Origin of the sequence: Piscinibacterium candidicorallinum (genome assembly GCF_047549485.1) — a bacterium.
Taxonomy (GTDB): domain Bacteria; phylum Pseudomonadota; class Gammaproteobacteria; order Burkholderiales; family Burkholderiaceae_C; genus Piscinibacterium; species Piscinibacterium candidicorallinum.
Genome location: NZ_CP180191.1, coordinates 3,124,201 through 3,150,226, shown reverse-complemented (window position 1 = coordinate 3,150,226; position 26,026 = coordinate 3,124,201). Strand labels below are relative to the sequence as shown.

Below are 26,026 nucleotides of genomic sequence, written 5' to 3'. Positions count from 1 at the left end.
CTTGGGCTGAAAATGTTGCACAGAAAGCACGATTCGGCAGGTTTCTCCGAACCGGCCCGGCGCAATACATCGTGAAAAAGGCAGCTCAGCGGTCGCGCGGCCGGGGCGCTGCGCTACTTGCTCGCCGGCTTGGCGGCGGGGCCGGGCACCGGGTAGCGCGCAAAGGCCGCAGTCACGGCGGCATTGATCGCCGGCTGCAGGTTGTCCATGGTCTTCTGCGTCACAGTGCCCTTGACCACGCCCTCCCAGACGAGCTGCTTGCGCCGCGCGTCCACGATGTCGATGTTCAGGGTGCCTTCGGTGTACTGCGAGACGCGCTCCTCATAGAGCGGAAAGGTGCCGTACATGCCCATGCGGTAGCCGTAGTAGCCGCGCCCACCGAGGCCCATCCCCAGGCCCATGGTGGGCGCGGGCATGGTGCTTACGCGCAGCTTTTCACTGAGCACAGCGTTGAAGTTCACCAGCACCTGCGGCGCGTTTTCGTCCAGCCGCATGCCGCGCGCCTCCAGTTCGCGCTGCGCTGCGGCCTTCAGGTGCTGCGAAACCAGGGTCTGGTACCCCGCGCGGTCCGTGCCCAGCGGGTTGGCGAAGGCAAAGGTCTTGTACTGCGTGAAGTCCACGGAGCGGTCAAAGTCGCTGCGCACATCCGGCGTGCTGGCGCAGCCGGCCAGGGCCACCAGGCCCGCCACGATGCCGCCTGCCATCAGGCGCTTGATCCAGAGCGTGTTCATGAGGCGCGTCTCCTGTGTGATGCCGGATCGGGGCTTGCACGCGGGGCGGGCAGCGCCGCAACAGAGCCAGCCGGTTTCAGGCTCGGGCCAGCGTATCACCGCAGCCGTCGCCCGTGCAGAGCCGCAAGGCCGCCCTGCGCGCAGCGCTCAGGCGCACTGACCGGCGCGGGCCAGCCCCTTCAGGAAGCCGCGGCGGATGGCCCCTGCGCTGATGGCGGCAGCCACCTCGCGCGAATGCCGCTCTGCACCGGTGAGCTTGCGCACCCAGCCGCGGAAGGGCACCACATCCTCGGCGGTGCGCTGTACGGCGCCCACGGCGGCATTGCCGGCGGCGTCCTGCCCGCGATCGAGCAGGCTCTCGCGCTTGTCAGTGGGCGGGGCATCCAGGTCGGGGCCGAGCAGCTCGTCGAGCACCTTGATCTCTGCGCGCAGGCCGGTGCAGCTTGCATCCGCAGGCACTGCATAGGGTGCGCGCCTTGCAGCCTGCAGTGCGGGCGGAATCTCCGCCTTGACCACATTCAGGTCCTTCAGCGGTGTGGTGGCTGCATCCGCCACCCGCTCCGGGCTGGCGGTGGAGCAGGCCGCCGCAAAACACACGGCGAGCAGGCCAAGCAGGGCGCGCGGGCTCATGGCGGCGCTCACATGCCCGGCCGGGCGGCGTTCGCGTCGAGGATCGTCAGCGCCGTCATGTTGACGATGCGGCGGACCGTGGCGCTGGCTGTGAGCACATGCACCGGTGCGTTGGCGCCCAGCAGGATGGGGCCGAGCGCAATGTTGTTGCCCGCCGCCACCTTGAGCAGGTTGTAGGCGATGTTGGCGCTGTCCATGTTCGGGAACACGAGCAGGTTGGCCTCGCCCTTGAGCGTGCTGTCCGGGATCAGGGCCTTGCGCTGGGCTTCATCCAGCGCGGCGTCGCCGTGCATCTCGCCATCCACTTCGAGGTCCGGCGCCTGCTCGCGCAGCAGCGCGAGGGCCTGGCGCATCTTCTCGGCACTGGGTGCATTGCTCGAGCCGAAGTTGCTGTGCGAGAGCAGGGCCACCTTGGCCTGGATGCCGAAGCGGCGCATCTCGGCGGCGGCCATCTGGGTCATCGCGGCGATTTCTTCTGCGCTGGGGTCCAGGTTCACGTGCGTGTCGAGAAGGAACACGGTGCGGTTGGGCAGCATCAGGCCGTTCATGGCGGCGTAGCAGCCAGCGCCATCGCGCTTGCCGATGACCTGGTCGATGTAGTGCAGGTGCAGGGCGGTGGTGCCGAAGGTGCCGCAGATCATGCCGTCGGCCTCGCCGCGGTGGATCAGCATGCTGCCGATCAGCGTGTGGCGGCGCCGCATCTCGATTTGCGCATAGTGGCTCGTCACGCCCTTGCGCATGGTGAGGCGGTGGTACTCCTCCCAGTAGCTGCGGTAGCGCGGATCGAACTCGGGGTTGATCAGCTCCACATCCACGCCGGGCTTCATGCGCAGGCCGAACTTCTCGATGCGCTTCTCGATCACCGCCGGGCGGCCGATCAGGATCGGCTCGGCCAGCCCTTCGTCCAGCACCACCTGCACCGCGCGCAGCACGCGCTCCTCTTCGCCCTCGGCATAGACGATGCGCTTGCGCTGCGCCTTGCGCGCAATGCTGAACAGCGGCTTCATGAAGCTGCCGCTGTGATACATGAACTGCTGCAGGCTCTCCTTGTAGGCTTGCATGTCCGTGATGGGCCGCGTGGCCACGCCGCTGTCCATCGCGGCCTGCGCCACCGCCGGGCTGATCTTCACGATCAGGCGCGGATCAAAGGGCTTGGGGATGAGGTATTCCGGGCCGAACTGCAGATTGGCGATCCCGTACGCCGCGGCCACTACTTCGTTTGCCTCGGCGCGCGCCAGCTGGGCGATGGCGTGTACCGCCGCAATCTCCATCTCGCGCGTGATGGTGGTCGCACCCACATCCAGCGCACCGCGGAAGATGTAGGGGAAGCACAGAACGTTGTTGACCTGGTTCGGGTAATCGGTGCGGCCGGTGCAGATGATGGCGTCGTCGCGCACCGCCTTCACTTCCTCCGGCATGATTTCCGGGGTGGGGTTGGCCAGGGCCATGATCAGCGGCTTGGCCGCCATCTTGGCCACCATCTCGCCCTTGAGCACGCCGCCTGCGGACAGGCCCAGGAAAATGTCGGCGTCCTGGATCACTTCTGAGAGCGTGCGCTTGTCGGTGGGCTGCGCGAACACTTCCTTGTCCGGGTCCATCAGCTCCTTGCGGCCCTGATAGACCACGCCGGCCAGATCGGTCACCCAGATGTTCTCGCGCGGCATGCCCAGATCCACGAGCAGATCCAGGCAGGCCAGCGCCGCTGCGCCCGCGCCGGAGGCCACGAGCTTGACCTGCTTGATGTTCTTGCCCACCACCGACAGGCCGTTGGTGATGGCCGCGCCCACGATGATCGCCGTGCCGTGCTGGTCATCATGGAAGACCGGGATCTTCATGCGCTTGCGCAGTTCGCGCTCCACATAGAAGCACTCGGGCGCCTTGATGTCCTCGAGATTGATGCCGCCGAAGGTGGGCTCCAGCGCAGCAATAACTTCGATGAGCTTGTCCGGGTCCTTCTGGTTGATCTCGATATCGAAGACGTCGATGCCGGCGAACTTCTTGAACAGCACCGCCTTGCCTTCCATCACCGGCTTGGCCGCCAGCGGGCCAATGTCGCCCAGCCCCAGCACGGCCGTGCCATTGGTGATGACGGCCACCATGTTGCCGCGCGCGGTGTAGCGGAAGGCATTGGCGGGGTCGGCCACGATCTCTTCGCAGGCTGCCGCCACGCCGGGCGAGTAAGCCAGGGCGAGGTCGCGCTGGTTGGTGAGCTGCTTGGTGGCCGAAATGGCAATTTTTCCGGGACGGCCCTGCTCGTGATATTCGAGGGCCGCCTTGCGCAGATTGGGATCGAGTTTGGTGGGCATGGGGTGCGACGCGAAAGCGCCGTTCAGGTCGCCAAACACAGGCTGGCGAGGAGATTGATCGATTGCAAACCGATTATCCCGCCGGGTTCCGGGGTATTGGCTGCCGATAAGTAAAAAGACCATGCGTTTGCTGCATGACCTCGGTCTTGCACGAGGCAGGCCTGCCCGGCAATGCCCAAGTGCGGCAAATGGTCTTTCCTAGGGCTTGCACTCAACTTCTGTGAACTTGTGTCGATCTCAAGGCTCAGTGTCGCGTGCTGTAGTGCACAATGCGCGACTTTGCGCCCGATCCAGTGTGTTGTTTGCAGGGCGCCCGTCGGGTTCAAGCAGTGTGCGCCCGGCGTCTGGTTTCCCCTCAACCTCCGCAAGCAGGACCTGTCATGACCACCGCTGTTCTCATCCTCATCCCCGCCGCCATGGTGTTCGGTTTCCTCGGCTGGGTGTTCGTGCTCGGCGCCGACGCGCAGAAGAAGTCCGACGAGTACATGGAGCAGTGGGTCAAGGAAAACCACGCCGAGGCCCGTTCGGCTGAGTAATTGACGCTTGCGTGGCTCACGACGGTGAGCCGTGAAGCAGAAGAGGCGATCCCGCGGGGTCGCCTTTTTGTTTGCCTTGGCGAGAGTGGGGTGGTGGCGCAAGCGCCTCTAACATCGCCGCTTTCCCGCATTCACCGGACCTGCTGCCATGCGAAAGCTGATCAAGAAGCTCGATAGCGCCAATCGCCTTGCCCCTGCGCTGCTCAAGCGCGCGCCGTCCTTCGAGATCGTGCACAGCCAGCTCGCAGACGGCATGGGCGCCATCACCCTGTCCGACGGCAGCCAGGCCGAACTCGCGCTGCCGCATCACACGCACCTCGCCGTGGGCGATGTGCTAGTGGATGCGCAGGGCATGATGGTGCGCACCACGGGCGCAGAACAGGTCGTGCTGGCCGTCACCGAGACAGATGCCGCCAAGATGGCGCAGTTGGCCTTTGCCATCGGCAAAAGCGGCTTTGCCTGTGCGATTGATGGCGCAACGCTGCTGCTCGAACCGATCGAGGATCTGGAGCGCTGGCTCACCGCCCAGGGCTACAGCGTGATGCCGCAGCGTGGCCGCCTGGACCCGCCGGCGCTTCGTGCGCCGATGCGCAGCCACGCCCATGACCACGCGCACGGCCATGAGCACGGCCATGAGCATGGTCACGGGCATTCGCACGACCACGGGCACGACCATGGCCACGATCACGGTCACGACCATGATCACCACGGCCATTCGCACGACCACGACCACGGTCACAAGCACTGATCAGCACGCCGTCGGGTTGTGTTGTTGTTTCGGTTGACGCCGAAATCGATGTCAAATCGACAGGCGGCGCTGACAATGGTTAACTCTGTGGAGCGCTGGTCCCGTCGGCGCTATGCGGTTCTGACCAGTCGTGCCGCCGCGGTTTAGAGTGAAGTAGCCGGGAGTAGAGCGACAAAGCAGGCTGCTGCGCCATCAGCGGCAAGCGTCGAGTCAAGATATCGCAACGATCTTTGACCGGTCTTGCGAATTGTCCAAGAGATCCGCCGCTTTTTGCTCAGCTTGTCTTGGACAATTTCTTGACTTGTCCAATCTCATCGCCTAGTCTGGAGACTGGTTTTAGCAGCTTGCCAAACCAGTCCGAGCGGGCATTGTTTCTGGTGCCTCTCCTCCTCCCTCCTCGACCGGTCACGGCGCGTTCGGACGGCAAGCTGCTTTTTATGCAGATGCGTGGCGAGGCCCGCATCGCAAGGACAAGCCGGTGGCAGCGCCCACCGGCTTTTTCTTTGTCCGCGTCCATTCGCCGAGTGCGTTGCATGTAGCCCGCAGCCGCTGGCTTGGCAAAACGGGATGGTGGGCGCGGCGCGCACAGCGCCTATCGTTCAAGCCCTCATGAAGTGGCGGCGCGAACGGTTTCGCCCGCGCATCACGCGCCGCCCATGCCTGACCGAACTCTGTTTGAAGCTACCCTTGAAACCAGCCTCTCGATGAACTCTCGCACCGACTTGCCCTTTGCCCTGGCCGCGCGCAATGACGCCATCGAGCCCTTTCATGTAATGGAGATCGTCAAGGCCGCCGCGGCCCTGCAGGCGCAGGGCGAGGATGTGATCCACATGAGCATCGGCGAGCCGGACTTCACCGCGCCGCCCGCGGTGCAGGCCGCGTTGGTGGCCGCGGTGCAGGCCGGGCAGACGGCCTACACGCCGGCGCTGGGCATCACGCCGCTGCGCGAGGCGATCGCGGCGCACTATGCCGCGCATGGGGTGAGCGTGGATCCGGCGCGTATCGTCATCACCGCCGGCGCATCGGGCGCCATGCTGCTCGCGCTGGCCGCGCTCGTCGGCCCGGGCGACGAGGTGCTGCTGCCCGACCCGACCTACCCCTGCAACCGCCACTTTGTCTCCGCGTTCGGCGCGACGCCGGTTCTGCAGCCCTGTGGCCCGGAACAAGCCTTCCAGCTCACCGCGGCAGACGTGGCCGCGCGTTGGACCCCAAAGACACGCGGCGTCATGATCGCCAGTCCGGCCAACCCCACTGGCACCTCGATCGATCCGACCGAATTGGCGAAGATCCATGCAGAAGTGCGCAGAAGAGGGGGATTTTTGCTTGTGGATGAGATCTACGCCGGTCTCGTCTATGACCACGAACCACGCTCAGCGCTGAGCTTGGGCGACGATCTCATCGTGATCAACAGCTTCTCCAAGTACTTCTGCATGACCGGTTGGCGCCTGGGCTGGATGGTTGTTCCGCCGGGTATGGTGGCTGCAGTCGAGAAGCTCGGTCAGAACCTCTACATCTGCCCCAGCGCCCTGGCGCAACATGCGGCTTTGGCCTGCTTCTTGCCCGAATCCATCGCCATCTACGAGCAACGTCGCCAAGCCTTCCGCGAGAGGCGCGACTGGCTCGTGCCCGCGCTCAGTGGCCTCAGGCTGTCCGTGCCAGTCATGCCTGACGGTGCCTTCTATGTGTACGCGGACTGCTCACGCTTTGCCGCGGACAGCGAGGCCTTTGCCTACCGCGTCCTGAATGACGCCAAGGTCTGCATCGTGCCCGGGCGGGACTTCGGCTTTGCCGACCCAGGCCGCTACGTGCGCCTGAGCTACGCCACGGCCTTGCCGCGCATTCAGGAGGCGGTTGCGCGCATGGCGAAGGTGCTCGGATAGCCGGCCACGCAGCGTCATAGTTCGTTCAACTCGATTGCACGAGTTCTCGAACTTCACACCGATCGCAGCGGCGATCCCGCCAAGATCCGCTTGCCCTATGCGGAAAGCGGCATGCACCCTTGATCAAATGCATTGAACGAAAAACGGCACCCCGTGGGGTGCCGTTTGTCTTGCGTGCAGGCCAGAGGCGCTGCACCAGGCCGCGCAGCGTCAGAGTGTGGCGACTTGCTCCTTGGCGGCCTTTTCGGTTGGCTTGGCGGCGGGCGTGGCCGGCGTGTCGAACACGTGGCCTTCCGGGATCGGCATGGCCTTGGCCTCCACCTCCGTGGGCTTACTCGGCGCGGGGCTGGGTGCCGGGGCGCTCACTGGGCTGAAGTCGAAGCGACCCTGGGCGGCGGCCGCCAGACGAGCACGCTCGGCCAGCACACGGGCGCCGTAGCCGCCGTCGGTGGGGCCAGTCGCGCCCACATACATCTTCAGTCCGTCTTCCACGGAGCCGCCGCGGCGGATGTATTCCGCCAGGATCTGGGTGCCGACATGGATATTGGCGATCGGGTGCAGGGCCTGCTCGGGGCCGCCGAAGCGCTCGAAGCGGTCTTCATGCACGCGGGTCATCACCTGCATCAGCCCTTGGGCGCCCATGGAGCTTTCGGCAAAGGGGTTGAAGCTGGACTCCACCGACATCACGGCCATGATCAGCAGCGGGTCCACGCGATATTCCTGTGCGGCCTTGTTGGCGCCGACGATCAGCGCCGCCAGGGCGGAGTCCGCCACACGGAAGCGGCGCGAGAGGTAGTTCGTCAGGCGCTCGGCCTCGATCGGGCCGATCACGTACTGCGTGCTCACCGGCACGGCGCGGGCCTTGCCTGTGCCATCGGCCGGTAGATGGGCGCCACCGGAAATGATCTCGCCTTCATTGCCCAGGGTCTCGCCGGGCTGCGGGGTGGAGATCGGGTTCGGTTCCATGCGCCAGGCCAGGGTGGCCAAAAGCGCGGCGGCCAGGCTGGCCGTCAGCATCCAGTGGCCAAAGCGGGCCAGGCGGGCATGACCATCGACGGCCAGACCGGCAAGCCACTGGCGACATCGGGCCAGTCCCAGGGTGTTCTGGAAGGTGGTGTTCATTCTCTGCTCTTTACTGTTCGTTGTTCTTCGGGCGGATGCTGGCCAGGTATCGCCGATGCACTGATCGGTCGGATCACCTGGCGCTCTCGCACCGGCCCACGTCAACCTGCAGAGGGTCTGCGCGGACGGGGCGGCGCCGGCCACGGGCGCCCGGTGTTGAGCGCATCGCATGACGTCGGCGGCCAATGCTGCGGCGCGACAAAACGCACGCCGACAGACACCCGAGCGGGCACCTGACCTGCAGGCCACTGCAAAAACACGATCCATCGACGCCGTTCCGCGGGCGGTTGCCCTGGCGGGGTTGCGGCGGGTCCGCGCTCCGGGCGGGCGGCGTTCCAAGGGGAAGGCGGCCAGCGCGCAAGCTGCGGCTCAATTGACAGGGGTGCGACGCTCAGCCCGGTACCCGCTGTGGGTCCGACCCGGCGCCTCCAGACGCTTCGGTGGTGTGGAGCACCCCGCTCCACGTTGTGACGCTCAACCTTGCAGCTGGCCTTTTCACGTCCGAACCTGCGCCGGATTCGGCTTGGCTCGTTGACAGAAGGGCACGCGCAGCTGACTCAATGCTGCTTGTCCGCTTGGTGCCTGGGTGCCCGGCTGGGCGGTTCAGGCTTCGCAACCCGGTAAGGTCGCGGCGTTCCCCGATACGCGAGAGCGATTGTAGAGAGGCTTTTTTGGGGCGGTCAAACCGGACTTACTGACCAGTAGCTCTAGGCTCAACCCAAATGAGGGACATGCGAAGTGCATTGTTTGCATTGCAATTCTGGCCGGTACAGGCTTGGGACCCGCCGGTTCGTTGCCGGCCGCATCGTGTTAGTCAGTGCACGCACCAGCCACATTGAAGCACGCAAGCTATTGATTTGAAATAGTTTTCGTCGATGTGTGCGCACGCTCACATGGATTCAGCCGCGATCCCGCACCCAGGCCAGGAACTGGTCATGCACGCTTTGCGCGGTGGCGGCGCCCTCGCCATTGATGATGGACACCACCGCGTAGCGGCGTCCGCTTGATCCGACCACGTAGCCCGCGATCCCGCGGGAATCCCGCAGGGTGCCGGTCTTGATGTGGGCAAAGCCGGTCACCGCCGAACCCTGCAGGCGCCGGCGCATGGTGCCGTCCACGCCGACCAGCGGCAGGGAGCTCATGTACTCCGGCATGCTGGGCGAGCTCCAGGCCGCCAGCAGCACCCGGCCCAGATTGGCGGCACTGATCCGCTCCTGGCGCGACAGGCCGGAGCCGTTGTCCACCACCAGCTCCGGAAAGCTCAGTCCGCGGGCAGCGAGCGCGGAGGTGAGCGCCATGCGCGCGTCGGCCAGGCCCACTGCCTGTTGCGGTTTGGGCGCCGGCGCGCCGGTGGGTGTGTCCGCCGCGGCCCCCGGCGGCTTGGGTGCATAGGCGGCGAGGTTGAGCATCAGCATCCGCGCCATGACGTTGTTGCTGCGCTTGTTGATGTCGCGTATCAGCTCGGCCACCGGGCGGCTGGCGCGCTCGGCCAGGAAGCGCGCGTCTGCCGGGACCTCGCCTGCTTTCACCCCACCCGTCAGAATGCCACCGGAGTCTTCCCAGATCTGGCGCACCACGGTGGCCAAGTACCGATCGGGCAAAAACAGCGCTCTATACAGATCGGCGTTGGCGCAGGCCGAGGGGATCTTGCCGCCGAAGCTCGCGCGTGGTGGGTTCAGGTCCGGCTCAAAGTTCATGGTCAGCTGGCTGCGCCACTCTCCGCAGGGGCCGGGAGTCGCCGCCACGTTGGCGTCGATCCGCATGCGCGGCGGCTTGGGGTCGGCAGTCACCACCCACTGCTTCTGGGTCTCGTCCAGCGCGAAGGCAAAGCGCACGGACTTGAAGCCGATCAGCAGCGCGTCCGGCCCGACGTTGTAGGCGCGCAGGCCCTCGCCGTCGAAGGCGTTGGGGTCAGCATCGGGCAGGTTGTACAGGCTGCGATCCAGCACGATGTCGCCGCGGATCTCGCGGATGCCCTGCAGGCGCACTTGGCGCAGCAGGCTCCAGAAGTCCTCGATCGTGAGCGCCGGGTCGCCGCCGCCTCTGATATGGAGGTTGCCCACCAGCCGGCCACCCTCTCCGCCACCCGAGCGTTGGCCGGTGGCCCAGACCGTGGTGCGGAAGGTGGCCGCCGGCCCGAGCGACTCCAGCGCCGCATAGGTGGTGAGCAGCTTCATGAGCGATGCCGGGTTCTGCGCATCGCGGGCGTTGATATCCACCCAAGGTAAGCCTGTGCCCACTTCCTGCACAAAGAAGGAGGCCTGTGCCGGCCCGAGCCTGGCGGCGGCTATCCATTCACCTACGGGCGGCTGGGGCGCCATGACCATCGCCACCGGCGCGGGCTGGCTGATCGCCGGAATCTGTGCGGGGTTCGATGTATTGGTCGGCGCGGGCAGCGCGGCGGTCGGTTGCGCTTGGGCAGGCGGTTGGGGGCGTGGCTCGGCGGGCGTGGTCTGCGCGGTGCCCTCTATATAGAAGGACCATGCGGCCACAGCGGCCAGCAGGCGGGCACCGGCCGTCTTGGAAAAGTGCGGCGAGGCAAAGCGGCGGGGCAGGGGTGTTGTGGTTCCGGCAATCATGGCGGGGTTGTACCAGCGAAGCCGCGACCCGCGAACGGCGTGCTGCGCGTCCGCACGACCCAGGCGCCGCGGCCCTCCGGAAAAGCCCGGAATCCGGCTCGCCTTGAAATGACTCGTCATCACCCTATAATTAGCACTCGCTGGCGGTGAGTGCTAACGATGCTGTCACACAGCAGGTGCAGCATCCGCGTCGGGCTCCGGTCCGACCGCCTCAACGCCCCTTCCCCGGACCCGACCGGCGTTTCGCCTTGGGTCCAGACAAACATAAACCTTTGATTTTTCGAGGAGTTTTTGATGAAACTGCGTCCTCTTCACGATCGCGTGATCGTCAAGCGTGTGGATTCCGAGCGCAAGACCGCCTCCGGCATCGTGATTCCCGACAACGCTGCCGAGAAGCCCGATCAGGGCGAGATTCTGGCCGTCGGCCCGGGCAAGCGTGACGACGCCGGCAAGCTCATCGAACTGGGCGTGAAGGTCGGTGACCGCGTGCTGTTCGGCAAGTACAGCGGCCAGTCCGTCAAGGTCGACGGTGACGAGCTGCTCGTCATGCGCGAAGACGACATCATGGCCGTCATCGCCGCCTGATCCGTCTGCCTCGAATTCCCGAACATCTATTGAATTGGAGTAACCCAAATGGCAGCCAAACAAGTTCTCTTCGGCGACGCTGGTCGCGCCAAGCTGGTTGAAGGCGTCAACATCCTGGCCAACGCGGTCAAAGTCACCCTGGGCCCCAAGGGCCGCAACGTGGTGCTCGAGCGCTCCTTCGGCGCCCCCACCGTGACCAAGGACGGTGTGTCCGTGGCCAAGGAAATCGAGCTCAAGGACAAGTTCCAGAACATGGGCGCCCAGATGGTCAAGGAAGTCGCTTCCAAGACCAGCGACAACGCCGGTGACGGCACCACCACCGCCACCGTGCTGGCCCAGTCGATCGTGATCGAAGGCATGAAGTACGTGGCCGCGGGCATGAACCCGATGGACCTGAAGCGCGGCATCGACAAGGCCGTGATCGCCGCCGTGGCCGAGCTCAAGAAGCTCAGCAAGCCCACGACCACCAGCAAGGAAATCGCCCAGGTCGGCGCCATTTCCGCCAACTCCGACGCTTCCATCGGTGACCGCATCGCCGAAGCCATGGACAAGGTGGGCAAGGAAGGCGTGATCACCGTGGAAGACGGCAAGAGTCTGGCCGACGAACTCGAAGTCGTCGAAGGCATGCAGTTCGACCGCGGCTACCTGTCGCCCTACTTCATCAACAACCCGGACAAGCAGGTCGCCGTGCTGGACGACCCGTTCGTTCTGCTCTACGACAAGAAGATCAGCAACATCCGTGACCTGCTGCCGGTGCTGGAGCAAGTCGCCAAGGCCGGCAAGCCCCTGCTGATCGTGGCCGAGGAAGTCGAAGGCGAAGCCCTGGCCACCCTGGTGGTGAACAACATCCGCGGCATCCTGAAGACCGTCGCCGTCAAGGCCCCGGGCTTTGGTGACCGTCGCAAGGCCATGCTCGAAGACATGGCCATCCTGACCGGCGGCGTGGTGATCTCCGAAGAGACCGGCATGACGCTGGAAAAGACCACCCTGCAGGATCTGGGCCGCGTGAAGCGCGCCGAGATCGCCAAGGAAAACACCACCCTGATCGACGGCGCCGGCGATGCCAAGAACATCGAAGCCCGCGTCAAGCAGATCCGCGTGCAGATCGAGGAAGCCACCAGCGACTACGACCGCGAGAAGCTGCAGGAGCGCGTCGCCAAGCTGGCCGGCGGTGTGGCCGTGATCCGCGTCGGTGCTGCCACCGAAGTGGAAATGAAGGAAAAGAAGGCCCGCGTTGAAGACGCCCTGCACGCCACCCGCGCTGCAGTGGAAGAGGGCATCGTCCCCGGCGGCGGCGTCGCACTGCTGCGTGCCAAGCAGGCCATCAAGGACCTCAAGGGCGACAACGACGACCAGGACGCCGGCATCCAGATCGTGCTGCGCGCCATGGAGTCCCCGCTGCGCACCATCGTCGCCAACACCGGCGACGAAGCGAGCGTAGTCGTGGCCAAGGTGCTGGATGGCAAGGGCAACTTTGGCTACAACGCCGCCACCGGCCAGTACGGTGACCTCGTTGAGCAAGGCGTGCTGGATCCCACCAAGGTCACCCGCACGGCACTGCAGAACGCCGCGTCTGTTGCTTCCCTGATCCTGACCACCGACTGCATGGTCGGCGAGCTGCCGGAAGACAAGCCGGCTGCTGCGCCCGGCGGCATGGGTGGTATGGGCGGCATGGGCATGGACATGTAATTTGCTCCTTGCCTGCGCCCGCTGGGCGTCGTTGCGACGGCTTGCCGTACATCCGTGTACTGTCTTCGCCGTCGCGCCTAGCCCAACAGGCGCATGCCGCGTCGATGCGACAGTGTCGAAGCACCCAGACAAGCCTCGCGAAAGCGAGGCTTGTCTGCTTCTGCGGCTTCGCGCCTTGCCTCGCGGCCCAAATCCTCAGCCGGGTTGATTGCGCTCAGCCCGCACAGAACAAACCCCGCTTCGGCGGGGTTTTTCTTTGGGCGCGACGAATCCTGGGTTGTGGCGGGCGATCCGGCGGCCCGCCGCGCAAGGCCTACGCCTGTTTCCGCTTGTCTGAAGCCATTCTCCAAGGTATGGGCCTGAAGATGCGCACCAGCAGCGCGTCTTCAGGTACTTGCCTTGCGAATCCGCATCCAGCAAGCGGGAACGCGCAACGCCCTGCGTGAGTTCACTCGCAGCGCTGCATATTGCGCAGGCGCTCGCGGCAGTCCCAGGGGGGCATGGGGTTGGGCGTGGCCCAGAGGCCGAGGCGGGCGGTGCGGGCGCGGTCTTCGGCGGCGCGGTAGGCAGCGCGTTCGGCCGGGGTCTGCTCGCTCTCGAAACGGCGGAAGTGCCAGGCGGCACCGGCTTCGACCATCTGCAGGCCGACGTCGCCGCGGGCGTTGAACACGCGGCAGATGCGGCGCTCGCGCTCGTCACGCTTGTAGCAGACCACGCTCACGGGCCTGGCGCGCAGCAGCTCGCGCAGGGCGCGGGTGGCCTCGGCGCCGCCGCGCTGCAGCTGCTCGGGCGTGTCGATGGCGTTGAACCGCACCACGAAACGCTCGCGCGCGCTGCTCGAAAAGCTGAACGTGTCGCCATCCAGCACCTTCATCACGCGGCCGCTCAGGCGCGGACCCTCGGTCGGCGGGTCTGCGGCCAGCGCCCCCGCCCCGACACACAGCAGCGTCAGCGCGGCAAGCACCTGCTTCACGGTTGCCCCTGGAATCCGCCCCGGTGGCGCTGTGGCGGCATCACCGAAACTGAGCATGCCCTCGCGCGTCGCGCGGCGGCTGCTTTGATACGCTGCACCGCGGCTCGCAGCGCGCAGCCATCCAGTCATCCAACAAGAAGCAGCCCGTAGGGGGGTCTGATGTCGCAAGGTAATGATTCTTCCTTTCCGCCCACTGAACCGATGCTGCCGCGCACGGAGCCTGCGCCCATGGTCCAGCCGGCAGCCGGGCCCGCGTTCACGCCGCGCCCGGAGCGCTTTGAGTTCACGGGCAGCGGCAGCGAGTACTTCCGCATCTGGATCGTCAACCTGCTGCTGACCATCGTCACGATCGGCATCTACTCGGCCTGGGCCAAGGTGCGGCGCACCAAATACTTCTACAACAACACGCTGGTCGCCGGCTCCAGCTTCGAGTATCACGGCAATCCGATTTCGATTCTGAAGGGACGCGTGATCGCCTTCGGTCTGTTCATTCTCTACAACGTGCTGCTGCACTGGAGCCCGGAGCTGGCGATCGTCGCGCTGATCGGCATGGCCGCCGTACTGCCCTGGCTGCTTTGGAAGAGCCTGCAATTCCGCGCGTGGAACTCCAGCTGGCGCGGCGTGCGCTTCGGTTTCGGCAGCAGCGCGGGCCAGGCCTACAAGACCTTCCTGCTCTGGCCGATTCTCGCCGTCGTCACGCTCTATCTGATGCTGCCGTTTGCGCACCACCAGATCAAGAAGTGGCAGCACAACAATGCCCGCTTCGGCGCCACTGGCTTCAAGTTCAGCAACTGTGCCACGGAGTTCTACAAGGCCTACTTGGTGCCCTTCGTGGTCCTGATCATTGGCGGCATCGTGACCGCCGTGGTGTTCGGCGCGATCTTTGCGGGCGCTAAGCGTGGTGAGCCGGCTGGCGCGGCGATGGCCTTCCTGCCCATCCTGTTGATCCTGGGTTTCTATCTCGCATTCATGGCCATCGGGCCCATCATGCAGGCGATGCTCTTCAATGCCACCTGGAACCACACCGCGCTGGGCGATCACACCTTCGAGGCGCGTGTGCCGCTGGGTCGCGCCGCCTTTGTGGGCGTGACCAACCTACTGGGTATTGTCTGCACGCTCGGCCTGTTCATCCCGTTTGCCGCCGTGCGCTGGGCGCGTCTGCGTGCCGAGCATCTGACCCTGCTCCCGGATGGATCGCTGGACGATTTCGTCGCCGACACGCAGAGCCAGGCCAACGCCACGGGCGAGGGCATGGCCGATCTGATGGACTTTGACATCGGCCTGTAGGCAACCCATGCACGGCATCGCTGCTGCCTATCTCGACGGCCGATCCACGCGGCGCGTGAGCGTGGAGGTCTCCATCGGCCCGGCCGGGGTGTCGATCCTGGGCGACGGGATGCAGCGTCTGGTGCCTTGGGCCGAGGTCGAGATCGGTGAGCGCACACGGCACGGGCCGCGTCGCATCAGCTTCGCCGATGGCGCGAGCATCGAGGCCGAGGACCGCGCCGCGCTCGACGCAGCGCTCGATGCTGCCGGCCATGGCGACAGCGCCGTAGTGCGCTGGCAGCAGAGCTGGACGCGGACGCTCGCCGCCTTCGTCCTGACCGTTGGCGTGCTGACCGCGGGCTATCTGTGGGGCCTGCCCGCGTTTGCGCGTCTGGCCGCGCCGCTGGTGCCCGCAGAGGTTGAGCAAACCCTGGGCACGCAGGTCATGCAGCAGCTCGACAGCAGCTACTTCGCACCCAGCCAGCTCCCGCGCGAGCACCAGGAGCGCCTGTCCGCCGCCTTCGCGCGTGCCGTGCAGACCGCCCTGCCTGAAGACCGGCGGCCCAGCTACCGGCTGGAGTTCCGCAAGAGCAAGGTCGGGCCCAATGCCTTTGCCCTGCCCGGCGGCATCATCGTCATGACTGACGAGCTCGTGAAGATTGCCGGCAACGATGACGCCGTTTTGGGCGTGTTGGCGCACGAACTCGGGCATTTACACCACGATCACGTGATGCGCAGCCTGATCCAGGCCAGCGCCTTGGGCGCGGTGGCCTTCGTGATCTGGGGCGACGTGAGCGCCGTGCTCTCCACCGTGCCAACCGTGGTGCTGCACGCCGGCTACTCGCGCGAGGCCGAGTACGAAGCTGACACGTATGCGATCGACTTCATGAATGCTTCCGGCCTGCGCCGCGCAGCGGTGGCCGACATGTTCGAGGCCCTGCGCAAGAAGCGCGGCGACGACCCGCTGCCCGAGTACCTGAACAGCCACCCGCCCACCGAGGAACGCATTGAGCGCTTCCGGCGCTGAACGGAATCGCACTTCAGCCGGTCTGCCCCCATGGACAACTTGATCGACAGCAGCGCGGATACGCGCAACATCCGGCAACGCGTCCTGCCGGACATGCACCATGATGATCTGCCTGCCTCAGCCTATCTGTCGGAGGCCGACAGTGCACAGCTGGATATGCTGCGCTTCCGATTCGTGGGTACCGGGCGCGAGTACTTCGGCATCTGGTGCACCAACATCGCGCTGACCTTCATGACCCTGGGCATCTACTCGGCCTGGGCGAAGGTGCGGCGGGTGGAGTATGTCTATCGCAACACGCTGCTTGGCGGGCAGAGCGCAGTGGCGGCGGGCTTCCAGTACCTCGCCGACCCTTGGTCCATCCTGCGCGGCCGCGTTGTCGCTGCGCTGCTGATCGCCGCGTATTTCGGCTACGGCTATTTGCCTGCATGGGTCGCGCTGCTGATCCTGTCTGGGTTGGCGACCTTGCTCCCGTGGCTCATATGGTCGGGGTTGCGGTTTCGTGCGGCGCGCACCCGACACCGAGGGCAATGCTTTGCATTCGATGGCTCGCTGACCGAGGCCTACCAAGTCATTCTTCCGGCCGTGCTGATTTTCATCGGACCTGCGATCGTGTTCTACGCAGTTGCCGGGTCGAAGTTTGATGAGTGGATCAACACGCATGAAGGCGTGTTCGTTGCGGTGTGGCTGGGTCCCTGGCTGCTTGCGCCTTGGGCGCATGCGCGGTATCGACGCTGGCTGGCCAATCACACGCGCTGGGGCAGTCTGCGCTTCGCCAACACCGTTCCCACGGAGGCTTACTACGGCCTGTACTTGAAGGCTTTGCTAGTGCTTATCGCTGCTTCCATTGTGTTGGCTATTGCCTTGGCCGTGGTGACCGAACCCTTGAAGTCCCTCACGGGCATCAGTCTTGGCCCATACAGCATTTTTCTAGGTGGCGTTTTGGGCTGGACCGTATTCACGCCTTACCTGATCGCGCGCTTGCAGAAGCTCAACTGGCAGTGGACCGCGTTGGGTGAACACACCTTCAACTGCGATCTTCAGGCCGACGCACTGATCCGTCTGTATCTCAAGAACTTTGTGCTGCTGCTTTTGACCTTTGGGCTGTGGCGACCGTTTGGCTGGATCCAGGTCGTCCGCATGCGTGCAGAAAGCGTCTGGTGGCATGGTGATGCGCAGGCCGTATTCGCGCTTGCCGCTGAGCAAGTGGGTACGACAGGCGGCAGCGAGTCTGCCGAGTTCTTCGGCGCGGACATGGGGTTCTGAAATGACAGGCTCCAACGTGAACACGCCTTCTCCGGGGGTAGCCGCATTGATGTTTGCCCCGGATGCAGGTGAGCGGTTGACTGGCGTACCCGTGACGCTCCATGTGGCGGGCGGCCGCCTCCTCGTGATCGGGCGAGACGGGCAGTGGGCGTTTGACCTGAAGGCACTGCGTCTTCGCGAGCGTTTTGTCCATGCGCCCGTGGTGATTGAGTTGCCGAGTCATGGTGGTGCGGCCAGTACCGGGTCCATCGAGATTGCGCCCGGTCAAGCGATCGACGATCTGGTGGGTCGGCTGCCCGCTCGTCGCGGGCGTGTAGAGCGCTGGGCAGGATCTCCGTCGAGCATCATGGTGCTCGCAGTCGTCTTCGCGGTGTTTCTGGCTCTGAGCTATCGATACGTGTTGCCTGCTGCGGCTGACCAGTTTGCACAGTGGATGCCGCAGCACTATGCCGAGTCGATCGACAAAGCCGTGATGGAGGAGCTCGATAAGCGCTTACTCAAGCCCAGCAAGCTGCCGGAGGAGCGTCGTTCCGCGATCGCTGAACGATTCGAGGCCCTGAGGCTGCCGGGTGGTCTGCCTCAGCCCGCAGGGAAGACCAGTCTGCTATTTCGCGATGCCGGCAGAGAGATCAACGCCTTTGCCTTGCCTGGCGGCACGATCGTGCTGACCGACGCTTTAGTGGAGCGATTCAACGATGATGCAGTGTTGGGCGTCCTCGGCCATGAGATCGGGCACGTGGCGCACAGGCATGGACTGAGAAACCTCGCACGCACGGCGGCTGTGGGCCTGTTCTTCAGCGTGTATGTAGGCGACTTCTCCGCCGTGGCAGCGACCTCTGCCACTTTCCTGGAGCAGCAGCGGCATTCGCGCGAGGCTGAGCGGGAAGCCGATGCGTATGCCATTGCAGTCATGCAGGAGAACGCCATCAATCCCGCCGTCTTGGGAGCATTCTTCCGTGTTCTCTTGCGCGATGAGTCGGGTGCGCCGCCGCCTGTCTTCCTGAGCAGTCACCCGGCCCACCCCGAGCGCGCCGACGCCTTCGAGGCAGCTGGTGGGGTCTTGCCGTCGAGCGGCGCGCTGCGTCCTGGCCAGGCGATCGCGCCGCAAGTCGACCCGACTCAAGGGCCTGCGCAGAATGACTGAACGCCCATGGCATCAACGAGCAGGTCGCTCATCGCTCTGAATCGGCAGTTAGTCTTCTCAGCGGGGGCGTTCACCCTGAAGGCTCTGCAGGCGAGCGCCTGACGTTGCTACGCTTGAGCCCCATGGATCACGCGCAAGTTCAAGACGCGGGCGAGCCCATCGCCCTGAACCGCCCGCTGCCCGCGGAGGTGGTGGTATCCACCTTCGGGCGGCTGTTTCGCTATCGCCTGTATCCCACCTTCAGTTTGAAGTGGATGCGGGGGCGGTTCATTGTGTTCTCAGTGCCAATTATGCTGTTTGCGGCTGCGCTGCTGATCAGCCATGGCGTAGCCACGCAGGACTGGGGGAGTGCGGGCAATGCGGCTTCGGCCATGTTGTTTGCCTATCTGTTCATGCTCTTTGTCGGCCCGGCCATGGCGACCGGCGTGCGCTATCTGCGCTGGCCGCAGCGGCGCGAATCGATCGGTGTGGTGGCAGCGGTGGTCTTCGGTGTCGCGCTCTCGGCCGTGGCGGACTTCTACGCCACGCGCTATGTCGAGGGCGAACTCGCCAAGCAGCCGGAAGTGGCCGCAGCCAAGCTCAAGCTCAAGGACCGCACCAAGGCAGAGCAGATCGGCGTGCATGTCATCAATGGCGCCGGCAAGCTGCTGATCTTCAGCCTGCTCGGCGGCGGCTTCGCGCTCATCAGCTACTTCCGCGAGAACGTGAAGGTAGCCGCGGCCAACCGGCGCCGTGTGCTGACCGAGGCGCAGAACGCGCGGCGCGAGGCGGAGCTGCGCCTAAGTGTGCTGCAGGCCCAGGTGGAGCCGCATTTTCTGTTCAACACCTTTGCCGGCCTGCGCGGCCTGATCCGCGAGGACCCAGAGCGCGCCGTGGCCTTGCTGGACCGGCTCACGGACTATCTGCGCACCAGCATTCCGAAGATGCGCGACGACGGCATCAATGACTCCTCCACCGTGGGCGCGCAGATCGACAGCGTGCGCGCCTATCTGGAGCTGATGAAGGTGCGCATGGACAAGCGCCTGACTTTCGACCTGGATGTGCCGCAGGAGCTGCGCCGCGCGGACTTCCCGCCGCTGATGGTGATCACGCTGGTGGAAAACGCCATCAAGCACGGCATCGAGGGCAAGCCCGAGGGCGGCCATGTGGAGGTACACGTGGAAGTGCACGCCCAGGCCGACGACCATGTGCTGCGCCTGACCGTGCTGGACAACGGCATCGGCTTCGAGGCTGCGCAGACCAGCGGCATGAAGAAGCCGGGCACCGGTCTGGGTCTGCGCAACATCCGCACCCAGCTGGCCACCATGTACGGCGACCGCGCGCGACTGATCATGAAGGCCCCACCCGAAGGCGGCTTTGCTGCAACGATTGAACTGCCCTTTGTCCTGGAGGACTGCGACGTATGACCACCATCCTGATCGCCGATGACGAAGCCTTGGTGCGGCGCGACCTGATCGCCACGCTCAAGGGCCTCTGGGAGGGCATCACGATCCTGGAAGCCGAGAACGGCCTGGAGGCGCTCGACCTGCTGGCCGCGCGCAAGCCGCAGGCTGCGTTTCTGGACATCCGCATGCCCGGCGCCACCGGCATCGAGGTGGCCCGTTCCGCCAGTGGCCAGACCCATGTGGTCTTCTGCACGGCCTACGACGAATACGCGGTGGAGGCTTTCAACGCCCGCGCCGTGGACTATCTGCTCAAGCCCGTGAGCGAAGACCGCATGCGCGAGGCGGTTGCACGCCTGAAGGAGCGCATTGCCACGCCGCCTGCGGACCTCACTCAGCTGGTCGCGCAGATCTCCCAGACGCTGAAGCCGCGCAGCGAACGCCTGCGCTGGGTGAGCGCCAATGTGGGCGACACGATCAAGATGTTCGGCATCGACGAGATCGTCTACTTCCAGAGCGAGGACAAATACACCAAGGTCGTCACCGCCAATGACGAGGCGCATATCCGCAAGACGCTCAAGGAGCTCAGCGACGAGCTCGACCCCGACCTCTGGTGGCAGGTGCACCGCTCCACCATCGTGCGCGCTGACCAGATTGCACGCGCCCACCGGGATGACCTAGGCAAGATCACGCTGTCACTCAAGAGCCGCAACGACAAAATCGCCGTGAGCCAGGCCTTCAACTATCGCTTCCGCGGAATGTAGTCAGTTCAAAATCGGCCGAAATGATTCAGCCAAGCTCTAGGCGGCTTTCCGCGCTTCCAGTAAGCGTTTCGGTCGATTCTGATGCCTTTCTCGGATAGAAATATTTCGTTATCGGTCGTGGTCTGGTCGATGATACCTGCGCGCCGTCTTGCGGGCCTCCGGCAGGCGTGGTCCGGGGCAGGGGGTGGCGCCGTACGGCGATACTTCGGGCTTTGCCCCGGAGCCCAGACATGTCCGCCTTGCCCTGGTCCGACGCGCTCGCGCTCAACGAACCGCATCTGGACGGCACCCATCAGGAGTTCGTCGAACTGCTCGGCGCGCTTGAGCGCAGCCTGGCGCCCGAGGCGACTCAGACCCCGGCCTCTGCCCTGCAGGCCCTGATCACGCATTGCGAGTCGCACTTCGGGATGGAAGAGACCTGGATGCGTGCGATGGGTTTCGAGGACGGCAACTGCCACTTCACGCAGCATCGCCAGGTGCTCGAAGTCGCGCGCGATGTGCTGGCGCGCATCGCGCATGAGCCCGCCGATGAGGTCCAGGGTTATCTGGAACGGCTGGTGCTCGGCCTGGCCGAGTGGTTCCCGATGCATGCCCAGCAGATGGACGCCGCGCTCGTCTATGCGATGCAGGAGCTGAAGTTCACGCCGCAGGCTGTACCAGTCGGCGTTGAGTGACGCTGCCCTGCGTCCGGAGCGCTGCGGCCCGCAGGTCGGGCCTTGGCCCGAAGCATGTCCTGGTCACTGTCCGCTGCCGTAGCGCGTGGATCAGCCGCCTGAGACTCACTGGCACGAGCGCCAGATGCGATGCCATCTTGCGGGTGAGCTGTTCGGGCCGCCTGCAGCCGATGAAACCTGGATTGGCCGCGAGCGCAACCCTGCGCAGGCGCTGCGTCGTTCCCGGGATCGTGGCGGTCTTATGCGTGCCGCAGCCTAGCAAGCGATGCCCAGATGCAGGGCGTATTGCGGTCCATCGAGTCAGTCATTGGTCAAAATCGGCCACGTTAATTGACTTGACTCACTTTCCGGATTTCGCTTGATCAATGAGCTTCTTGGCGGGATCCATGCTCTCTTTCTAACGAAAAAACACTGTTTTCGGTCGTGAGTTGATGTATTCGGACTGGTCCGATCGCTATCGGAGGCATCCCCGCGCCTGTGGTTGATTTAAATAGACGATCGGTCTAATAATTCAGCCATGTCCCTGCAACCCTCAACGCCCCCGTCTGTCATCGACATCGCCCATTGGCAGGCGGTGGGCGATGCCTGCTTTCCCGGCCACCTGGGCATTCGGGTCGAGCACATCGAACGCGGCCTGTGCCGCCTGTCGATGCCGGTCACGCCCACGCTGCTTGCACCCAACGGCTTTCTGCATGCGGGTTCGCTGGTCACGCTGGCCGACACCTCCTGCGGCTACGGCTGCATGGCGTCGCTGCCCGAGGGGGCGAGCAGCTTCACCACCATCGAACTGAAGACCAACCACCTGGGCACCGCTCGCGAAGGCGTGGTGCTGGCGGAGGGGCGGGCAGTGCACATGGGGCGCACCACGCAGGTCTGGGAGAGCACGCTTACCCACAATGGCAGGGTGATCGTGCTGTTCCGCTGCACGCAGATGGTGCTCTACCCCAAGGGCTGAGCATGGCCGCCAGTGAGCCGACCGACGCCCCGCGCCGGCCGCGCGGCCGGCCGCGCAAGCCGCTGGGCGACGCGAACGAGCGCAGTGCCACGCGCGAGCGGCTGATCCGCATCGGGCTGGAGGTGCTGTCCGAGACCGGCTGGGACGCCACCGGTCTGGCGCGTGTGCTGAAGGAAGCGAAGGTGCCCAAGGGCAGCTTCTACCACTACTTCAGCAGCAAGGATGACTTCGGCTTGGCGGTAGTGGCCGCCTACGAGGCCTACTTTGCCGAGCGCCTGGCGCGCAGCTTCGGCAACACCGCCCTCAGCTTGCCCGAGCAGCTCGCCACCTTTATCGACGCTGGCCGCCGTGGCCTGATCAAGCACGCGTTCCCGCGCGGCTGCATCGTCGGCAACCTTGGCCAGGAACTGGGCGGCGTGAACCCGGTGTTTCGCACCGCGCTGGCCGGCGTGTTCGAGCGCTGGGAGGCCGCGTTGGCCGACGCGCTGGCACAGGCGCAGGCGTGCGAGGCGCTGGCCGATGATGTGGACCCGCAGGCCGCGGCGCGCTTTTTCTGGATGGGCTGGGAGGGCGCGGTCCTGCGCGCCAAGCTGGCTGCGTCCGTCCAGCCGGTGGACGAGTTTGAAGCCGGCTACTTCCGTTACCTGAATCTTCCTGCGCCCGAGGTCTCGCCGGGCGAACTGCCGCCCTCCGCTCGCTCCAACTGAACAGGAAACACCCCTCATGAGCTTCCAGGCCCTTTTGCTCACCAAGGACGACGCCGGCCAGTTTGCCGCCGACATCACCACCCTGAACGAAGACCAGCTGCCCGCGGGCGAGGTGCGGGTGCGCGTGGCCTATTCCACACTCAATTACAAGGACGGGCTGGCCATCACCAACAAGGGGCCGGTGGTGCGCAGTTGGCCGATGGTGCCGGGCATCGACCTTGCGGGCGAGGTGATCGAGAGCGCCGATGCGCGCTACAAGCCGGGCGACGCCGTGCTGCTCAACGGCTGGGGCGTGGGCGAGGTGCATTGGGGCGGTCTGGCCCAGCAGGCCCGCGTGAAGGGCGACTGGCTGCTGCCGCGGCCGGCGGCGCTCAGCGCACAACGCGCGATGGCGATTGGCACCGCGGGCTACACCGCCATGCTCTGCCTGATGGCGCTGCAGGACGCGAGCGTGAAGCCCGAGGCAGGGGAGATCCTGGTCACGGGCGCCACTGGCGGCGTGGGCAGCGTTGCCACCGCGTTGCTGGCGCAGCAGGGCTACCGCGTGGTGGCCTCCACCGGCAAGGCGAGCGAGGCGGACTACCTAAAGCAGCTGGGTGCGGCCGACGTGATGGACCGCGCCGCGCTGAGCGCGCCCGGCAAGCCCCTGCAGAAGGAGCGCTGGGCCGGCGTGATCGACAGCGTGGGCAGCCACACCCTGGCCAATGCCTGCGCCCAGACCAAATACGGCGGCACGGTGGCGGCCTGCGGCCTAGCGCAGGGCATGGAGCTGCCGGCCTCCGTGGCGCCTTTCATCCTGCGCGGCGTGCGCCTGCAGGGGGTGGATTCCGTGATGGCCCCGCGCGCGCTGCGCGAGCGGGCTTGGGCGCGCCTGGCCGCCGAACTGGACCTGGCCAAGCTGGACGCCATGACGCAGACCGTGCCGCTGGCGCAGGCGCCCGCGCAGGCCGCCCAGCTCATGGCCGGGCAGGTGCGCGGCCGTGTGGTGGTGGATGTGAACGCTTGATGGCGCATGCCTGCGTGCGCCGCTGTGCTGGTGCGCGCGTAGGATCCGGGTTCACCGGGAGAGGAAAGTCCTAGGGCAAAGCGCTGGTTGCGGGCGCGCGGCTTTTCTACGCTGCGTGTTGTCCAAGTTCACCAGCCTGTGCGGCACTCTTCCATGATCCAACGCTTGACCGCGCGCGCCCAGAAGCGCGCCTTCACATTGCCCCAACTGTTCACCTCGGCCGTGGCCGCCAGCACGCTCTTGCTGGCGTTGGCAGCCAGCGCGCAGGCGCAGACGCCCACCAACACCACAGGCCTGCGCACCGAGCAGGTGACCGCCGGCCTGTCCAACCCCTGGGGCATGGCCTTTCTGCCCGGCGGCCGCATGATCGTCACCGAGCGGCCGGGCCGCATGCGCGTTGTTGAGCCCGACGGCAAGCTCTCCGCGCCGCTCACCGGCCTGCCACCCGTGACCGCGGCCGGCCAGGGTGGCTTGCTGGATGTGATCACGGACAGGGAGTTCGCCAGCAATCGCACCATCTACTTCTGCTTCAACGAGCCGGGCACGGGCGACGCCAGCAACATCTGGGGCACGGCCCTGGCGCGTGCGCAGCTCTCTGCAGACAACCGTGGCCTGGAGAACGTGCGCGTGATCTGGCGCATGGCCAAGAAGACGAGCGCGCGGCACCACTTCGGCTGCCGCATCGTCGAGGCGGCTGACGGCACGCTCTACATGGGCACCGGCGACCGTGGTGCGCAGGACCGCAGCCAGGACATGTCCGATACCGCGGGCAAGATGATCCGCGTGAACAAGGACGGCAGCATCCCCAAGGACAACCCCTTCCTGGCGCGCACCGGCGTGCCCGGAGAGATCTTCAGCGCCGGCCACCGCAACATCCAGGGCGCGGCCATCAACCCGGCCGACGGCAAGCTCTGGGCGCACGAGCACGGCCCGCAGGGCGGCGACGAGCTCAACCTTGTCGAAGCCGGCAAGAACTACGGCTGGCCCACCATCACCTACGGCCGCCAGTACGTGACCGGCCTGCGCATCGGCGAAGGCACCGAGAAGGCGGGCATGGAGCAGCCGGTGAAGATGTGGGGGCCGACGTCGATTGCGCCCTCCGGCCTGGCCTTCCTGACGAGCGACCGCTACGGCGCGCAGTGGAAGGGCAGCGCTTTCGTCGGTGCGCTGCGCGAGCGTGCGGTGATGCGCATCCAGCTCAACGGCAACAAGATCGTGAGCGAGGAAGTGATCCTCAAGGACGCCAATGAGCGCATACGCGACGTGCGCCAAGGCCCGGACGGCCTGCTCTACGTGCTGGCCGACGACGCCGACAACGGCCGCGTGCTGCGGATTCTGCCGCGCTGATGTGGCGCTGATTTAGCGCTGCGTGCGCACCTGCCGGAACCGGCGCGCCAGACTGGACGCGCGCCGGCCGCCGCAGTAAGAAAGATCTTTATCAGTGTTCCGAGCCGCGGTGGCATGCATCGCCCGGCCGGAATCAGGACAGGCAGATATCGAGAGAGGAAGTCCGGCTGCCGCAAGGGTGGACGGACGGAGAGGCGACGCGTTTCGGCATGTTTCTGGAGGCCGGAGATGAGATCGCTGATCCTTGCGTGGATTCTGGTCACGGCGGGCGTGGCCTGGATCGAAGCCCTGCGTGAACCGCCGGCCGTGCGTGCCACGCAGGCCGAACTGCATGGCCCACGGGCCAAACCGCAGGCCGTACCGCCCGAGGCACCGGGTGCCGGCAATGACGCGGGCCTCGCCTGCGAGGAAACCAGCGAGTTTCCCGGCACGCCCGAGGCGCCCGCCGCCGGCCCGGCGATCTACGCGGTTGCCGCTTGCGAAGCCTGGCGCCCCGGCCTGCTCTGAACGGGCTCGATCGATTGCATCCCGCTGGGGACGGGTCGGTAAGAAAGCGTGTCCGCCCGCCGCCAGCCTGCGTGCGATGGCCTTGAGTTCTCGCTAAGCTGGACTGATCGTCGCGATCCGGCTCTGTGCTGCGGCGCGGGCGTTCCTCGCGCCGCAGCGACACGATGATCCGGCCGACCGCTCCCTGACCTCCTCCAGCAAAGGA

23 protein-coding genes are annotated in these 26,026 nt (G+C 65.7%); 17 read left to right on the top strand and 6 right to left on the bottom strand.

What is annotated here, in order from left to right:
* Positions 1-113: 113 nt before the first annotated feature.
* From ACMDW7_RS14230 to ACMDW7_RS14220, 3 genes are all read right to left on the bottom strand, one after another.
* The gene (locus tag ACMDW7_RS14230) at positions 114-731 is read right to left on the bottom strand and encodes a DUF4136 domain-containing protein (RefSeq protein WP_377303265.1); all 618 of its coding nucleotides are present in this window, start codon (positions 729-731) and stop codon (positions 114-116) included.
* Between the two features lie 147 nt (positions 732-878).
* Positions 879-1,361, bottom strand: coding sequence for a hypothetical protein (locus ACMDW7_RS14225; RefSeq protein ID WP_377303267.1), 483 nt, complete (start codon positions 1,359-1,361; stop codon positions 879-881).
* 8 nt (positions 1,362-1,369) lie between these two features.
* The gene (locus ACMDW7_RS14220) at positions 1,370-3,790 is read right to left on the bottom strand and encodes an NADP-dependent malic enzyme (RefSeq protein ID WP_377303269.1); all 2,421 of its coding nucleotides are present in this window, start codon (positions 3,788-3,790) and stop codon (positions 1,370-1,372) included.
* A gap of 257 nt (positions 3,791-4,047) precedes the next feature.
* Between ACMDW7_RS14220 and ACMDW7_RS14215 the strand changes: the two genes are divergently transcribed.
* The 3 genes from ACMDW7_RS14215 to ACMDW7_RS14205 all read left to right on the top strand — a co-directional run bounded on the left by ACMDW7_RS14215 (position 4,048) and on the right by ACMDW7_RS14205 (position 6,831).
* Positions 4,048-4,203 (top strand): hypothetical protein, encoded by a 156-nt coding sequence (locus tag ACMDW7_RS14215; RefSeq protein WP_377303271.1) that lies wholly within the window; start codon positions 4,048-4,050, stop codon positions 4,201-4,203.
* Between the two features lie 148 nt (positions 4,204-4,351).
* The gene (locus ACMDW7_RS14210) at positions 4,352-4,951 is read left to right on the top strand and encodes a hypothetical protein (protein WP_377303273.1); all 600 of its coding nucleotides are present in this window, start codon (positions 4,352-4,354) and stop codon (positions 4,949-4,951) included.
* 704 nt (positions 4,952-5,655) lie between these two features.
* Positions 5,656-6,831: a pyridoxal phosphate-dependent aminotransferase gene (locus ACMDW7_RS14205; RefSeq protein WP_377303275.1), complete on the top strand. Its 1,176-nt coding sequence runs from the start codon at positions 5,656-5,658 to the stop codon at positions 6,829-6,831.
* 210 nt (positions 6,832-7,041) lie between these two features.
* Here the strand turns inward: ACMDW7_RS14205 and ACMDW7_RS14200 are convergent, their stop codons facing one another.
* Together ACMDW7_RS14200 and ACMDW7_RS14195 are read right to left on the bottom strand one after the other, a co-directional pair.
* A complete protein-coding gene (locus ACMDW7_RS14200; RefSeq protein WP_377303277.1) occupies positions 7,042-7,953 on the bottom strand; it encodes a transglycosylase SLT domain-containing protein in 912 nt (303 codons plus the stop codon).
* A gap of 899 nt (positions 7,954-8,852) precedes the next feature.
* Positions 8,853-10,532 carry a D-alanyl-D-alanine carboxypeptidase/D-alanyl-D-alanine-endopeptidase gene (locus ACMDW7_RS14195; protein ID WP_377303279.1) on the bottom strand — a complete coding sequence of 560 codons (1,680 nt, stop codon included), beginning with the start codon at positions 10,530-10,532 and terminating at the stop codon, positions 8,853-8,855.
* Between the two features lie 294 nt (positions 10,533-10,826).
* On the opposite strand from ACMDW7_RS14195, the gene ACMDW7_RS14190 reads away from it, so the two are divergent.
* Together ACMDW7_RS14190 and groL are read left to right on the top strand one after the other, a co-directional pair.
* Complete coding sequence (locus ACMDW7_RS14190) at positions 10,827-11,117, top strand: co-chaperone GroES (RefSeq protein WP_377303281.1); 291 nt, start codon at positions 10,827-10,829, stop codon at positions 11,115-11,117.
* 48 nt (positions 11,118-11,165) lie between these two features.
* A complete protein-coding gene (gene groL / locus ACMDW7_RS14185; protein ID WP_377303283.1) occupies positions 11,166-12,806 on the top strand; it encodes a chaperonin GroEL in 1,641 nt (546 codons plus the stop codon).
* 448 nt (positions 12,807-13,254) lie between these two features.
* Here the strand turns inward: groL and ACMDW7_RS14180 are convergent, their stop codons facing one another.
* On the bottom strand, positions 13,255-13,779 hold the full coding sequence (locus tag ACMDW7_RS14180; RefSeq protein ID WP_377303285.1) for a thermonuclease family protein: 525 nt from the start codon (positions 13,777-13,779) through the stop codon (positions 13,255-13,257).
* Between the two features lie 228 nt (positions 13,780-14,007).
* Here ACMDW7_RS14180 and ACMDW7_RS14175 point away from each other — a divergent pair, with 228 nt between their 5' ends.
* From ACMDW7_RS14175 to ACMDW7_RS14120, 12 genes are all read left to right on the top strand, one after another.
* Positions 14,008-15,066 (top strand): YjgN family protein, encoded by a 1,059-nt coding sequence (locus tag ACMDW7_RS14175; RefSeq protein WP_377303287.1) that lies wholly within the window; start codon positions 14,008-14,010, stop codon positions 15,064-15,066.
* 7 nt (positions 15,067-15,073) lie between these two features.
* Positions 15,074-16,072 carry a M48 family metallopeptidase gene (locus ACMDW7_RS14170; protein ID WP_377303289.1) on the top strand — a complete coding sequence of 333 codons (999 nt, stop codon included), beginning with the start codon at positions 15,074-15,076 and terminating at the stop codon, positions 16,070-16,072.
* Positions 16,073-16,102: 30 nt separating this feature from the next.
* Complete coding sequence (locus ACMDW7_RS14165; RefSeq protein ID WP_377303291.1) at positions 16,103-17,335, top strand: YjgN family protein; 1,233 nt, start codon at positions 16,103-16,105, stop codon at positions 17,333-17,335.
* 1 nt (position 17,336) lies between these two features.
* Positions 17,337-18,479, top strand: coding sequence for a M48 family metallopeptidase (locus tag ACMDW7_RS14160; RefSeq protein ID WP_377303293.1), 1,143 nt, complete (start codon positions 17,337-17,339; stop codon positions 18,477-18,479).
* Between the two features lie 122 nt (positions 18,480-18,601).
* Positions 18,602-19,885, top strand: coding sequence for a sensor histidine kinase (locus tag ACMDW7_RS14155; RefSeq protein ID WP_377303295.1), 1,284 nt, complete (start codon positions 18,602-18,604; stop codon positions 19,883-19,885).
* Positions 19,882-20,625: a LytR/AlgR family response regulator transcription factor gene (locus tag ACMDW7_RS14150; RefSeq protein WP_377303297.1), complete on the top strand. Its 744-nt coding sequence runs from the start codon at positions 19,882-19,884 to the stop codon at positions 20,623-20,625. Before ACMDW7_RS14155 ends, ACMDW7_RS14150 begins: the two co-directional genes overlap by 4 nt.
* A gap of 230 nt (positions 20,626-20,855) precedes the next feature.
* The gene (locus tag ACMDW7_RS14145) at positions 20,856-21,299 is read left to right on the top strand and encodes a hemerythrin domain-containing protein (protein ID WP_377303299.1); all 444 of its coding nucleotides are present in this window, start codon (positions 20,856-20,858) and stop codon (positions 21,297-21,299) included.
* Between the two features lie 517 nt (positions 21,300-21,816).
* A complete protein-coding gene (locus ACMDW7_RS14140) occupies positions 21,817-22,254 on the top strand; it encodes a PaaI family thioesterase (protein WP_377303301.1) in 438 nt (145 codons plus the stop codon).
* A gap of 2 nt (positions 22,255-22,256) precedes the next feature.
* Positions 22,257-22,961, top strand: a complete 705-nt coding sequence (locus ACMDW7_RS14135) for a TetR/AcrR family transcriptional regulator (protein WP_377303303.1) — start codon at positions 22,257-22,259, stop codon at positions 22,959-22,961.
* A 16-nt stretch (positions 22,962-22,977) separates the two neighbouring features.
* Complete coding sequence (locus ACMDW7_RS14130; protein WP_377303305.1) at positions 22,978-23,967, top strand: MDR family oxidoreductase; 990 nt, start codon at positions 22,978-22,980, stop codon at positions 23,965-23,967.
* A gap of 153 nt (positions 23,968-24,120) precedes the next feature.
* On the top strand, positions 24,121-25,314 hold the full coding sequence (locus ACMDW7_RS14125; RefSeq protein WP_377303307.1) for a PQQ-dependent sugar dehydrogenase: 1,194 nt from the start codon (positions 24,121-24,123) through the stop codon (positions 25,312-25,314).
* Positions 25,315-25,542: 228 nt separating this feature from the next.
* Positions 25,543-25,821 carry a hypothetical protein gene (locus tag ACMDW7_RS14120; protein ID WP_377303309.1) on the top strand — a complete coding sequence of 93 codons (279 nt, stop codon included), beginning with the start codon at positions 25,543-25,545 and terminating at the stop codon, positions 25,819-25,821.
* Positions 25,822-26,026: the final 205 nt, after the last annotated feature.

What these genes read in the sequence shown, in the direction of transcription:
- ACMDW7_RS14145 (WP_377303299.1), top strand. Translation starts at nt 20,856, where the DNA reads ATGTCCGCCTTGCCCTGGTCCGACGCGCTCGCGCTCAACGAACCGCAT.
- ACMDW7_RS14210 (WP_377303273.1), top strand. Translation starts at nt 4,352, where the DNA reads ATGCGAAAGCTGATCAAGAAGCTCGATAGCGCCAATCGCCTTGCCCCT.
- ACMDW7_RS14155 (WP_377303295.1), top strand. Translation starts at nt 18,602, where the DNA reads ATGGATCACGCGCAAGTTCAAGACGCGGGCGAGCCCATCGCCCTGAAC.
- ACMDW7_RS14190 (WP_377303281.1), top strand. Translation starts at nt 10,827, where the DNA reads ATGAAACTGCGTCCTCTTCACGATCGCGTGATCGTCAAGCGTGTGGAT.
- ACMDW7_RS14225 (WP_377303267.1), bottom strand. Translation starts at nt 1,361, where the DNA reads ATGAGCCCGCGCGCCCTGCTTGGCCTGCTCGCCGTGTGTTTTGCGGCG.
- ACMDW7_RS14130 (WP_377303305.1), top strand. Translation starts at nt 22,978, where the DNA reads ATGAGCTTCCAGGCCCTTTTGCTCACCAAGGACGACGCCGGCCAGTTT.
- ACMDW7_RS14220 (WP_377303269.1), bottom strand. Translation starts at nt 3,790, where the DNA reads ATGGTCTTTTTACTTATCGGCAGCCAATACCCCGGAACCCGGCGGGAT.
- ACMDW7_RS14215 (WP_377303271.1), top strand. Translation starts at nt 4,048, where the DNA reads ATGACCACCGCTGTTCTCATCCTCATCCCCGCCGCCATGGTGTTCGGT.
- ACMDW7_RS14170 (WP_377303289.1), top strand. Translation starts at nt 15,074, where the DNA reads ATGCACGGCATCGCTGCTGCCTATCTCGACGGCCGATCCACGCGGCGC.
- ACMDW7_RS14195 (WP_377303279.1), bottom strand. Translation starts at nt 10,532, where the DNA reads ATGATTGCCGGAACCACAACACCCCTGCCCCGCCGCTTTGCCTCGCCG.
- ACMDW7_RS14160 (WP_377303293.1), top strand. Translation starts at nt 17,337, where the DNA reads ATGACAGGCTCCAACGTGAACACGCCTTCTCCGGGGGTAGCCGCATTG.
- ACMDW7_RS14205 (WP_377303275.1), top strand. Translation starts at nt 5,656, where the DNA reads ATGAACTCTCGCACCGACTTGCCCTTTGCCCTGGCCGCGCGCAATGAC.
- ACMDW7_RS14230 (WP_377303265.1), bottom strand. Translation starts at nt 731, where the DNA reads ATGAACACGCTCTGGATCAAGCGCCTGATGGCAGGCGGCATCGTGGCG.
- ACMDW7_RS14175 (WP_377303287.1), top strand. Translation starts at nt 14,008, where the DNA reads ATGGTCCAGCCGGCAGCCGGGCCCGCGTTCACGCCGCGCCCGGAGCGC.
- ACMDW7_RS14140 (WP_377303301.1), top strand. Translation starts at nt 21,817, where the DNA reads ATGTCCCTGCAACCCTCAACGCCCCCGTCTGTCATCGACATCGCCCAT.
- groL (WP_377303283.1), top strand. Translation starts at nt 11,166, where the DNA reads ATGGCAGCCAAACAAGTTCTCTTCGGCGACGCTGGTCGCGCCAAGCTG.
- ACMDW7_RS14135 (WP_377303303.1), top strand. Translation starts at nt 22,257, where the DNA reads ATGGCCGCCAGTGAGCCGACCGACGCCCCGCGCCGGCCGCGCGGCCGG.
- ACMDW7_RS14200 (WP_377303277.1), bottom strand. Translation starts at nt 7,953, where the DNA reads ATGAACACCACCTTCCAGAACACCCTGGGACTGGCCCGATGTCGCCAG.
- ACMDW7_RS14165 (WP_377303291.1), top strand. Translation starts at nt 16,103, where the DNA reads ATGGACAACTTGATCGACAGCAGCGCGGATACGCGCAACATCCGGCAA.
- ACMDW7_RS14125 (WP_377303307.1), top strand. Translation starts at nt 24,121, where the DNA reads ATGATCCAACGCTTGACCGCGCGCGCCCAGAAGCGCGCCTTCACATTG.
- ACMDW7_RS14120 (WP_377303309.1), top strand. Translation starts at nt 25,543, where the DNA reads ATGAGATCGCTGATCCTTGCGTGGATTCTGGTCACGGCGGGCGTGGCC.
- ACMDW7_RS14150 (WP_377303297.1), top strand. Translation starts at nt 19,882, where the DNA reads ATGACCACCATCCTGATCGCCGATGACGAAGCCTTGGTGCGGCGCGAC.